The sequence below is a fragment of the Peribacillus cavernae genome, assembly GCF_003989135.1.
Lineage (GTDB): Bacteria > Bacillota > Bacilli > Bacillales > DSM-1321 > Peribacillus > Peribacillus cavernae.
The window spans coordinates 356,998-368,938 of sequence record NZ_RYZZ01000001.1 but is presented as its reverse complement, the minus strand read 5'-3'; the positions used below and the strand labels follow the sequence as shown (position 1 = coordinate 368,938).

Annotated in this window: 10 protein-coding genes and 2 pseudogenes; 4 read left to right on the top strand and 8 right to left on the bottom strand. The window is 40.2% G+C overall.

Features of this window, described 5'->3' with window-relative positions:
* Window positions 1-848: 848 nt before the first annotated feature.
* Window positions 849-971 (bottom strand): hypothetical protein, encoded by a 123-nt coding sequence (locus ELQ35_RS23635; protein WP_425466816.1) that lies wholly within the window; start codon window positions 969-971, stop codon window positions 849-851.
* Window positions 972-1,573: 602 nt separating this feature from the next.
* On the opposite strand from ELQ35_RS23635, the gene ELQ35_RS01840 reads away from it, so the two are divergent.
* Both ELQ35_RS01840 and ELQ35_RS01835 read left to right on the top strand, forming a co-directional pair.
* Window positions 1,574-1,966, top strand: a complete 393-nt coding sequence (locus tag ELQ35_RS01840; RefSeq protein ID WP_126863138.1) for an immunity 22 family protein — start codon at window positions 1,574-1,576, stop codon at window positions 1,964-1,966.
* A gap of 286 nt (window positions 1,967-2,252) precedes the next feature.
* Window positions 2,253-2,390 (top strand): annotated as a pseudogene (locus ELQ35_RS01835) (pre-toxin TG domain-containing protein); the annotation flags it as partial.
* Window positions 2,391-2,488: 98 nt separating this feature from the next.
* Here the strand turns inward: ELQ35_RS01835 and ELQ35_RS22915 are convergent.
* The 7 genes and pseudogenes from ELQ35_RS22915 to ELQ35_RS01795 all read right to left on the bottom strand — a co-directional run.
* A pseudogene (locus ELQ35_RS22915) lies at window positions 2,489-2,587 on the bottom strand (AAA family ATPase); the annotation flags it as partial.
* A gap of 213 nt (window positions 2,588-2,800) precedes the next feature.
* Entirely contained in the window at window positions 2,801-3,496 is a 696-nt protein-coding gene (locus tag ELQ35_RS01825) for a helix-turn-helix domain-containing protein (protein WP_126863137.1), read from the bottom strand.
* A 340-nt stretch (window positions 3,497-3,836) separates the two neighbouring features.
* Window positions 3,837-4,721, bottom strand: coding sequence for an alpha/beta fold hydrolase (locus ELQ35_RS01815; RefSeq protein ID WP_126863136.1), 885 nt, complete (start codon window positions 4,719-4,721; stop codon window positions 3,837-3,839).
* A gap of 908 nt (window positions 4,722-5,629) precedes the next feature.
* On the bottom strand, window positions 5,630-6,325 hold the full coding sequence (locus tag ELQ35_RS01810) for an RraA family protein (protein ID WP_126863135.1): 696 nt from the start codon (window positions 6,323-6,325) through the stop codon (window positions 5,630-5,632).
* A gap of 60 nt (window positions 6,326-6,385) precedes the next feature.
* Window positions 6,386-7,777, bottom strand: a complete 1,392-nt coding sequence (locus tag ELQ35_RS01805; RefSeq protein WP_126863134.1) for an amidase — start codon at window positions 7,775-7,777, stop codon at window positions 6,386-6,388.
* A 42-nt stretch (window positions 7,778-7,819) separates the two neighbouring features.
* Window positions 7,820-8,014 (bottom strand): hypothetical protein, encoded by a 195-nt coding sequence (locus ELQ35_RS01800; RefSeq protein WP_126863133.1) that lies wholly within the window; start codon window positions 8,012-8,014, stop codon window positions 7,820-7,822.
* 13 nt (window positions 8,015-8,027) lie between these two features.
* Window positions 8,028-8,807, bottom strand: a complete 780-nt coding sequence (locus tag ELQ35_RS01795; protein ID WP_185861618.1) for an HpcH/HpaI aldolase family protein — start codon at window positions 8,805-8,807, stop codon at window positions 8,028-8,030.
* 514 nt (window positions 8,808-9,321) lie between these two features.
* On the opposite strand from ELQ35_RS01795, the gene ELQ35_RS01790 reads away from it, so the two are divergent.
* Entirely contained in the window at window positions 9,322-10,518 is a 1,197-nt protein-coding gene (locus ELQ35_RS01790) for an amidohydrolase family protein (protein ID WP_126863131.1), read from the top strand.
* A gap of 38 nt (window positions 10,519-10,556) precedes the next feature.
* Complete coding sequence (locus ELQ35_RS01785; protein ID WP_126863130.1) at window positions 10,557-11,888, top strand: MFS transporter; 1,332 nt, start codon at window positions 10,557-10,559, stop codon at window positions 11,886-11,888.
* Window positions 11,889-11,941 lie beyond the last annotated feature (53 nt).

The window sequence follows — 11,941 nt, the reverse complement described above, 5'->3', positions numbered from 1 at the left end:
GTAGCAACTCGGGAGATCCTGTCGGTCTTTCAAGAATAATAGAGAGTATGGCGAAACAAGCGATAACAAGTGAGCAAGCCAAATGCCGCACAGGAAGTCGGATAGCTGCGTAGTACCTATGAAGTCGGGTAACTCTGATGGAGGAAAGGCAGTTACCCTATCATTGCCCTTATAGGGAAACATTTACTACACACAGAGGTAGGTATATTAATGGAAACAAAACTAATAAGGATAGCAGAATTAGCAAAATCTCATCCAAAAATGAAGTTCACTTCACTAGTACATCTTCTTAATGAAGAATCACTCAAACAGTCTCATTATGAGCTACCGGGTAGAAAAGCACCCGGTATACATCAGACCACAAATAATTATAGAGGAAATCCGTCTGCTTTTGTCGTATAATGAATGTCCTGTCCGATACAGCCAGATATAGGATTTTGAGGCGGCTTCCCGGTTGGGTTCCCGCAGTACCTGGAGCGTTGTTTGGGGTTGCTTGAGAAAGAACTGCAATCAAATGATCCGCATGTTCGTGTGACAGCCGCCGCTGCTATTGTACAAGCTAGAAAGTAAAATCGATTAGGCCAAGCCATAAAGGTTGTGGTAAGGTAATAAGTAAGATGCCATACAAGTACAAGGAAGGAAATAAAATGGGAGGAAGTTCGTAACATATACCCAGATCAATATATGAAACTTAAAATCCTTGATTTTTACTTAGAAGAAAATAAAAAAATTGTTTAGGATGGATATGAAAGCTCATGGTTCTTGCTAAACGGATGATCTTGATTTGAACGCGATTAAATTCTGTAACGCCTCATTCATGTGTTGAACAACAATACAATCCAGACCCTCTAACATGTCGATTGGATTACCGGGTCGTAAGGAAGATATACTTGCCTGAATCCCAACGTTTTGACTGCGATCACCACAGGCAGCATTCCTTCTACCTTTTCAACAGTGCTATCTAAAGACAGTGTTCCAATAAACGCACATCTTTGGAAATATCTATTTCTACATGATCCGTTTCCTTCAAGACCCCTATTGCCATCGCAAAGTCAAAAAAGCGGTCCATTTTTTTTTTGTTCCGATGGGGATAGATTCACTTTTTGATCTGCCAAATCACAGTCAAGCGTGTGTATGGCTGATAACACCCGTTCCTTCGATTGCATCCGGCAAACCAACAATCACCATAGATTTTGTACCCGGTGAAATGTGCACCTCAAGCAACAATACCCCTGTAAACTGAAAAACAAAAAAGACAGAGAGCTATTTTAGACTCTCCACCACTATCAATCTATCGACAAATTTCGGGAAGTGACAGGCACCGTTATTTAAGTGCAAACCAAATTAGAGATCTAAGAACTGCTATAAATGATGTTGAATTTGTTAATCCGCCTGGAAAACATGGAGGATTAGGGTCTACAGCTGCTCATAATGAATTACTAGGTATTATTGATTCCTCTAAAGACTATGATATGTTTGTACGAAGAATAAATAATTGGGCATACTATAGACTTAATGGTGGGATAGATGCATTGCCAGTAGGTTTGAGGATAAATAACTGAGGAGGTTTAGAATGGAAAAGCAAGGGCACGTCTCATTATGGATTGGTGAGATACAAACTGAAGAGGAATTAACGGATTATGTTGAATTAGTTTATACAGAAGAGGGTGAATTTCTTCCTTCTCCCTTTCTTAGCGACTTTGATATAGATATAGATGACTTTGATGAAGATTTTCTGGAAAAAGTTCTGCATGAAAACAGGGTAGAGAATTTAACAGATTTGATACAAAGCTGTTCATATGACCATGCTGTAATTCTACGGTTTAAATCTACAATGGAAACTACTCTACCAAAAAATATTAATGCTGCTATTTTACTGTATAACATTCAATATGATGGAAGAAAAGATGAGATTATAAATAACGGTTATACATTTAAGTTTGTTGGTAGTGTTCCATATATATAAGTATTCGATTATCTGGGAATATAAGAATCTTGGTATCATAGCTGATGGACCTAGACCAAAAGAAATTATTGATAAATATTTAACGAAAAGTAAAGGATAATAGTTTTAAATATGTTGACATACCATGTTAGGTCTTAACCTTCCAGGGTATTTTTTTGCTTTAATGTGAAAATGTACCTGAAGGTAAATCGGATGAATGGAACTGGGTGAGGGGATATTTACCAATAAATTGAACAAATAATAAAAGCATAAATTATGGGGAATTTAGTAGAAGTTCAGTATATTTGATCCCGTCACCGGCCGAAAGCTATCCAATGCAGAGCGTGTCACTGCCGGGGCATTGGCTGCAGCAGGATTAATTCCTGTTGTCGGCTGGGCAGGAAGAGCCTTTAAAGGCGGAAGCGCTATTTATAAAACAGCCAGATGAATACAGCCATCCAAAAGGGCCATTTGAGACAAATTTTTGAGCCACTTCTGACAGATTTCTGAGCCACTACCGTGAGGTAGTGGCTCTAGGTAAGCTTATTCTTTGATTCCATGCAGTTCTCTCATGGACATTTCCCCATCAATCAGAAGATTGTAGGAGTCATGAATAATCCGATCTAATATGGCATCTGCTACTGGCAAATCTAGCTAAGGGTACGGGTAAAGGTAAAAGAGTTGGCTCTTCGCCACTAACAATGATTTTACAGATAAAAAGTAAAGTCTGGTTTTCTTATAGACTTAAAACCGGACAAGGGAATGAGTTCAATTACTCGCTTCGTATTCACCCTCTGTTACACGCATAGAACCCTGCGATCATGGCTAAACGGATAGATGGACAAGGGAATGGGTTCAGTTGCGAGCGAAGTATGGCTCCGAACTGTTACTCATTCTTTTTATTTGAGCGCAAAATCCAGTTTCCCGGGCCTCCAAGTGTTTTTTACACTTCTCCCATGTGCTCGAATCTTTGCCTTTTGTGACGTGGATGACATTCTTTTCTTGCGGATCCATAAAAATGGTCACGTATTGATGCCCTCTTTTAGCGGAGGTTTCATCTGTGCTACTCATCGTCACATGAGATAGATCTTGAACTTTGATCGCGTGGTCTACGTAATAATGAATGATCCGCCATAATTGCGTATCGTGTTCCATGACCAACCGGCTAATGGCATTCATAGGCATATCCTTGGCCATTGTGATAATCATGGCATCAAAAAGCAAGGTGAAATTAGAACGAGTCTTAACGGCCCAAGGCACATCCACCCGATGAATTTTACCGCACTCCCGGCATCTAGTGCGTGGTAATTCTGCATGAATATAGCAAGGGTATTCTAAAAAGTTCAGGTGCCGCCACGTTCGATTATAATCGGCAATATCGTAGACAGGCTGATCTTCCGCTCCGCAAAGGGAACAGCCAAAAAGAACCCCTTTTCGTATACTGACGAAGACATCTAATTGTTCTTTTTGATCATTAAATAAACAGCTTTCGATATACCACGGTTCTGTAATATGAAACACGCTTTCAATATCTTGAACTTCTATTTCCATACTGGAACACCCACCGATTCTACTAGACTAGAAATCAGTATGGGCAAGGGTGAATCATTTTAAACAGCGAAGAAGCTTGTTTATCTTGTACCACAAAACAACAATCAGATTAACAGACGTGGTGTTAAGTGGTATGAAATCTAAGTAGAATGGGCAAGTGCTTTAAAGGAAACTCCTCCTAGAAAAGTTACAGTAAATATTGAGCCTAAATACAATCTCATAAGCCCAGACGCTAAAAGAATGACTTTTAAAGGATATTATAAAAAAACGAGGTAATTCTATTTTTTACAAAAGAATTACCTCGTTTCGAGATTTTCTTCTTTACAGTCAAAATTCTCTTTTACCCCATAAATTTATGCAGCATTTCAGCCAGTTGCTTAGGCCGTTCCACGGCTAAACTATGTCCGCAATCTAAGAAATCACAAGTTACGTTCTCTGCGAAAAGTTTAGCCTCGCGATGAACCTCTTCACCGATAAAATGATTGCTTCCTATTGCATATACAGGCATAGGCAGTTTTTCTTTCATTTTCTGTTCTACGAAATCGATGTTTTCAAATGTAGCGCGATAAACATCGAATATTGGGCGTAATCCACCTGCAGAGGAGCAGCCACGGACTATTTCATCCACAAGATCATCTGAAATCGCACTAGGATCGTAGCACTCATCTCTCATCCATTTACCCCAAAATTCTCTTTCCTTGCCTGAGATTAAAAACTCTGGAATTTCAGGCACATGGAAAAAGTTAATATGCCATAACCAGTGATTCGAATAAACATTTTCGGGTTTTAGAACGGACCACTCTTCTAATCCAAGACCTGGAAGGAGCATTTCACACCAGGAAAGCTTTACAACTCTCTCCGGATATTTTGCTGTTAGAGCATAAGAGAAGGCAGCACCCCAGTCTTCACCATGAACTCTGTACGTCTTGTGTCCTAATTTATCCATTAACTGTGCGATGTCCTCAGCGATATTGTCCATATCATATCCATTTTTGGGTTTTCCTGAATCACCAAACCCTCTAACATCTGGAGCAATGATCGTATAGTGTTTGGAGAGTTCTGGTATAAGCTTGTGCCAATAAAAGAGCGTTTTAGGTACACCATGCAATAGTAACAAAGGTTCACCAGATCCAGCGGTTACATAATGAAGGCGGACTCCGTTTACCGTCTCCCGTCCATGAATAACCTCGTTTCCTTCATGATCATAAATTTGTTTAGTATTCATTTACCATATCTCCCAACTATAAAAATTTATATGAAGCATTTTAATACAGGTGAAATTGCATATCTCAAAAACACACTATATAAAAGGCTTATATACTAAAGGTCAATGACAGATATACATAAAAACTTTTAAAGTAATCGATTACATTTTGTCTTTTAATCATGATCATTATTAATTTAATTATTATGTAATTTATGAGAGCGCTTTATTATTGCCTTTATATTAGATCTTGGATTCCTTCCTGTCAAAAATTTGGTTTATCTTAATCATAGATAGCTTTTTTAAAAAAACTTTTTTTGGTTTAACAGCTATACCAACATCTTGTTCAACTGCTTTTGGTTGTCCATCTATTTTGATTGGATTAACAGTTCTATTGAAAAAGTGAGTGGAGACCCGCTGCTTCGAGTGCGCTGCTCGCACTTCTTTGACCTCGAAGGCAACATGTTGGAGATCGTTGAGCATCTGGACTGAGTACGTAGACGCCAAGAGCGCCACGACGGACGGAGGAGGTAGACCGACACAATGCACTAGCGTCTAAAACTTGCCACATGTGTTGGATTTACCAAGTTTAATCTTTTATTGATGAAATGATGTTCGAATGAGTGGGGAGGGAAAATTAACATGTTTGGCAAAACACTGCAGATTGGTTTAGTTGTTGACGATGTTGAGGCTTACATGAAGATGTATATTGTATATGTAAAATCTTAAGGGGCTAAAACAATATTTAATAAGCCAGCTAACATCCCAGGACGAACTTATAAAGGGAAATACAAAAAGTGTAAATCAATGTTGGTTTTTAACGAATAACGGCAAATTGTCTAAGAAAAGACATTTTGCCGTTATTTGTTAAAATAGTATTGATAGATGGTGACAAGAATAAACGCTTTTGTTACTTAATTACTTATCTATTATATATAGCTAGTTGTTATCAAGACTTCGCAGCCCTTTTGTTTTAGCCTTTCATCAATCCACTCCCTGTTTATTGTTCCTTCTTGAATAGATTGTAGAATTTCTTCCTCGAGTTGTTGTTGAGTTTTTATATATCTTAGGATATTTTCAGCTTCTTCTAGGGGTACAGCTACGAGTCCATCTTCATCACCGACAATGATATCCCCAGGGTTGATGATCATGCCGCCAATGGAAACAGGCACATTGATTTCTCCGGGACCATCTTTATATGGTCCGCGATGAGTTACACCTCGGGCGAAGACGGGAAAAATATCGTTTGAAATGGCTGCTACATCGCGAATGGCTCCGTCAACAACAAACCCGGCTAACCCATTTTTCTTGGCAATGTTCATCATGATTTCTCCAATAATGGCGTTCGTCATATCCCCACCCGCATCAACTACAATCACATCGCCTGGTTCGGCCATGTCAATGGCTTTGTGGACCATAAGGTTGTCTCCTGGTCTAGTTTTGATCGTAAAAGCTGTGCCCACGAGTTTTCCCTCTTTATGGTATTGACGTAAATAAGAAGATACAGCATTCATTCGATTCATATTGTCACTTATGTGGGGGGTCACTACGTTTTCATACTGTTTGATTAGGTTTTTATCGGGACGTTTTGTTACCGGTAGAATTCTAAATCCAATATTCGTCAAACTAAAACCCTCCTTGTATATTCATAGAACAGTAGGTTTCCTCTCCTACTATTCTCTGACTTATGTATTTTGTTCGATGACATAAGCAATCTGATACAAAGTCTTCTCGTCAAATGGTGCACCGATAAATTGAATTCCAACTGGCAATCCGTCATCCGAATATCCGCCTGGTACAGAGATGGAAGGTAATCCGACCGTATTCGTAGGTCCGGTTAAACGTGCAAAAATACGCGTGTGTTCCTTCTTGCCAAGTAAGTCAAATTCCCGTTGGTCTATATCTGTAGGTAATGCACACATAGTGGGAGTAATAATTGCGTCAACCTCTTTGAAAACCTCGCTGAACATATCGATGGCTAAATGCTTCACACGCATCATCTGAATATAGTCGCTTGCTAGGGTTAACATTCCTGAGGTTATGCGTGACCGAACTTCTTCATCAATTAACTCCGGGTTTTCTTTCAGTTCGTTTTCAAGAGCGACATACGATTCTGATGATAAGATCACTTGTTGGGCCATCAGGAGCTCATTCATATAGGGAAGGTGTACCTCAACAATTTTTGCACCTTGTTCTTTTAACTTATCGACATTGTTGTTAAAAATACGTAGTACCTCAGGTTCGATGATATCGAAGTAAAAAGATGTGGGAATACCAATCGTCATATCTTTAATTCCTGTTCCAATATTCCTGGTAAAATCCTCATCGTTCCTTTTTACAGAATAAGCATCCTTCGGGTCATAGCCAGACACGTAATTCAGCATGATCGCATTATCCTTTACCGTTCTTGTCATTGGCCCGAGATGGTCAAGTGTCCAGCTTACCACCAAAGCACCATGTTTGCTCACACGGCCAAAAGTCGGCTTCATTCCTACGATTCCACATATAGAGGCGGGCATCCTTATTGAACCTCCGGTGTCAGAGCCAATCGAACCATAGCAAAGATTTGCAGCTACAGCGGTAGCAGAGCCCGCACTCGAGCCTCCGGTTATTTTAGTCGGATGATTTGGATGTTTCGTTGGGCCAAAATAAGAACGATCTCCTGTTGTGCCAATTGCAAACTGATGAAGATTTAGCTTCCCGACAATAATTGAACCGGCATTCTCCAGACGGGTAACGATTTCCGCATCATAATCAGGAAGAAAATCCTTGTATTTCTCCGCTCCAAAAGTGGTTAAGATATCTTTGGTATAAATGATATCCTTCAAACCGATGGGAATTCCATGTAATGCACCTTTATAGTTGCCGTTTTGAATCTCCTGTTCTGCTTCTTGCGCCTTTTTTAAGGCCCGTTCTTCCATCACGGTGATAAATGCATTTAACTCAGGATTGGTTTTATGAATTTGTCTAATCGTTGCTTTTGTCACTTCCACAGGAGAAATTTGTTTTTCCCTGATGGCTTGACTTACATCACTAAGACTCCATTCCAAAATGTTATTGGATCGTATCGATTCCATAGGCGAACGCTCCTTTTGTATGAATGATTGATTTTACCCGACTTATTCTTTTATGATCGGTTTTTGGAAATGAGCAAAAATGGGATCGTAATTTTGCACCTGTTTGTTTCCTTTGATAAATCTACTACTCTCTTTTAAAAAGTCCGCATGTGTACACAGTTGCTCCAGATGGTATTCACTTTGTACACCGTTTTTGTCCAGTACATATTTTACAAATGCGAGGGTTTCATTTTGCACCTATTCCAACTCCTTATCTGTTATTGGCTGTCTTTATACGATTCAAGTGGGATTTTAACGATTGGGTTAAGTGATACGTATCTACCGCCGGACTTGTAATAAAGCTTGCCCCCAGGTCTGCCACTTCCCGTGCTTGATCAGCATCGAAGCCCGGAATTCCGACCTTGATTCCAGCGCGATTAGCCTTTTCAAAGACCGTTCTAATGGCAGCACGTACAGTGGGATGAGTGACTTGATGAGGCAGTTCATACGATACAGAAAGATCAGCTGCCCCAATGAACAAAAGATCCAATCCTTCGACTGTTACCAATTCGTCTATGTTTTCTACAGCTTCGGCATCCTCAATCATTCCAATCACGAGAACCCTCTCATTTTGCTTCTGCATATGCTCATTCATAGGAGTGTTTCCATACTTTGCTATACGGGTAGAACCGTCGATACCCCTGTGGCCGATAGGGGGGTATTTAGCGATGTCTACGATCTTTTCTGCCTGTTCCCTTGTAATAAGGTGGGGGAACATGACGGCATCTGCACCAGCTTCCACAGCTCGTAGGATGGTGGCGTAATCATTCTGGGGAGTTCGAACGACTGATGTAATATTCGCTATTTGTGCGGCGCGGATAAAATGTTCCATAGTAGTAAGATCGAGTGCGGAATGCTCTAAATCAATAACCGCGAAATCATACCCTGCATAGCCGAGAATCTCGATAATGGCCGGATCCTTCAGGGCACAAAAGGTACCGTAAGCAATCCTATTTTCTGAAAGACACTTTTTTAAAACATTTTCACTCATAAATAAATCCCCCATTCTGGAATGTTTGAATGTAATAATCTTAAAAGTTTATTAGAGCCATATCCCGATACAACATCACCACCTTTTCAGTATTTGAAAAAATGCTAAGCGTAATAGTCTAGAAAGTTATAAATAGTTTGATTATTAATATGATATTATCATCATACCAATATGTCAATCTATGATTATTTATCTCATTTTTGATGAGAAGTTCAATAAAATCAAAGACTGAGGCAATAATACATTTATTTGCAAAGGATTCAAAAAATAAAAAATCATTGAAATTGTTTTTATTTATTTGTATAATCATCATACCAATTAATTTTGTAAGCGCTTTTAATGTGCTTAAGGGAGGTGAATGAATGTCAGTTATCAGGAAACTTACTTATCATACATAACTCGGGAATGCTGCTGGTATGTCAGGGGCGGCAAACAGGGTCACTATCTAAAGGTAAGAGTATGAATGTGGGCAGGTTTAATTTTTCAAATATAATAAAAACAAGGAGAGGTTATTATGACTATTGTTCTTAAGGGTGGCACATTAATCGACGGTCGAGGAGGTTCTCCAATATACAATGCAGCTGTATTGCTGGATGGCAATCGTATTGAAGCAGTGGGCAAAGTGGGTGATTTTGAATCATCTTATGAAGACGTGACTACCATAGATATCACTGGAAAGACGATTATGCCTGGACTTATTAATATGCATGAACATTTAACTTATAAAGAAGCCCTTGGCAACCCTATGGAATTTATGGATAAGGAAAGTGTACAAGGCCTAACAATCTTTGGTGTAAAGACACTACTAAAGCTGCTTCGGAATGGGTTTACGACAGTTAGGGAAATGGGTGCCATGCATGGGATTGCCTTATACCTGCGTGATAAGGTTGAAGCCGGAGAATTGCCGGGCCCGCGGGTCATAGCCTGTAATCAGCCTATTTCGTGTACGGGTGGGCATGCAGACGTATTAAATATGATTGCGGATGGTCCCGACGAAATGCGTCGTGCAGCAAGGAAACAAATGAGTCTTGGAGCCGATTTTGTTAAAGTGATGGCGAGCCATGACCCGTGGCCGATGCCGGGGGAACAAAAAACACGGGCCGAATTAACTTCCTCTGAAATATCAGCTGCGTTTGATGAAGCGCATAGTTGGGGAAAACGGACAGCCTGTCACTGTATGGGGGAAGTGGCGATTCGGAATGTGATAGAAGCCGGTGTTGATATCATTGATCACGGAATTTATCTTAATGATGAACTGGCCGAACTAATGGCCTTGAAAGGAGTATACCTTTCACCTACCTTCAGTGCTTACCATAAGCAAACCCTGGACCCGAAATATAAGCGGGGGGAAAAGTGGGTGGATGCCCATACACCATTAGCAGAGGCGCAACCTGAATCCGTTTCTGCGGCTATCCGTGCCGGTGTAAAAATTGTTAATGGAACAGATAGTGTTGGAAATTATGCCGAGGAAGTTGATTTGCTGCGCAAAGAAGGTATGGACCCGATGAAAACATTGCTCTCTTGCACAGGATGGGCTGCCGAAGCTTTGGGGATGGATGATCAAATTGGCACGATTGAATCAGGAAAACTTGCAGACATTGTCGTCTTAAATGGCGACCCGCTTGACGATCCTTATGCTTTGGAGCAAGTGGAATTAGTAATCAAAGAAGGCAGGGTGTACAAGCCGGATGAAATTAATCTCCCTATTTAATAATTGATCTTTCTAATTATCAAAAAGAGGTGGTAAAGATGTCAATGAAACCAGAGCTAAATAGTGTTGAAAAGACAGTAAATCTTGACACCATGAAACCTACTTCAGTGCGATGGCGTATTTTTCTTATGCTCCTAGTTCTTTCAGCCATTAATTACTTGGATCGTGCCGTTCTATCTATAGCCATGCCGGCGATCAACGAAGACTTAAATTTTGATCCGGCTATCGTTGGGATCATTTTCAGCTCCTTTTTCTGGGGGTATACCCTTGTGCAGATTCCATTTGGCATACTGGCTGACCGTGTAAGGCCGGACAAGCTCATTGTTGGATCAGCAGTTGCATGGGGAATTGTTCAAACATTAACAGGATTTGTGACTGGCAGTAAATCGCTAATATTCTTGCGTACTTTACTTGGTGTAGCGGAAGCCCCCGTTTTTATAGGCGGTGCAAAATTGCAGTCGTTATGGTTAACCTCCGCTGAAAGGGGTCGTGGAGCTACTTTACTTACTAGCGGGACACCCTTAGGGACAGCGATAGGTGGGCCAATCATCGTTGTATTTATGGCCTGGTTTGGCGGATGGCGAGGGGCTTTAATCGCAACAGGGATTCTTACACTTGTAATTGCCTGGATCGCTTGGAAGGTTATCAAAGGAACACCTGCTACAAGCAAAAGTATGAATGAAGCAGAACGGCAATATATCCAGAGTGCCCTTGATGAGGAATATGAAGCGCAGAAAGGTACGGGTCATGTTAAAGTTACCGTAAAAGATTATCTCAAGGATCTCAATTTTTGGTGTTTGAATCTAGGGTTCTTTTTTTACATCACTGTATTTTATGGCTTAATGACATGGGGGCCTTCTTACCTGGCGGCGACTCAAAACCTGAACATTCAAAGTATTGGCAGTGCCGTTTTAATTATTTTTGGATCAGGATTTGTTGGAGAATTGACTGGTGGATGGATTGCAGACACCTGGCGTAAAAAAGGTGGAAGCTTCAATGTAGTAATGCGTACGATGTTAAGCATATCCGGAATCGTGACTGCCGTTTCCATTTACTCTTTAAGTAAAACTACTTCATTGACTATGGCAATCACCTTACTTTCCATTTCTTTATTCTTCTTAAGATGGGGCAGTCTATATTGGAGTTTCCCTGCAGCTTTATCAAAACGCGAACATATTGGTATAGTTGGAGGATGTATGAATTTTACGGGTAATATAGCGGGTATTATCATTCCGATTTATATTGGTGTTATTGTACAAGCGACGGGCTCGTATAATATCGCTCTAATGACATTTGTTGCATCTGGCTTACTTTTGGTGCTTGCATCAGTGCTTATCAAATATAATAGAAAATTTGGAAGTGAAATGTAAGATGATCTATTGAGGCAGGAAGCTTATCCTGCCTCAATTTTTGTTTATTACTT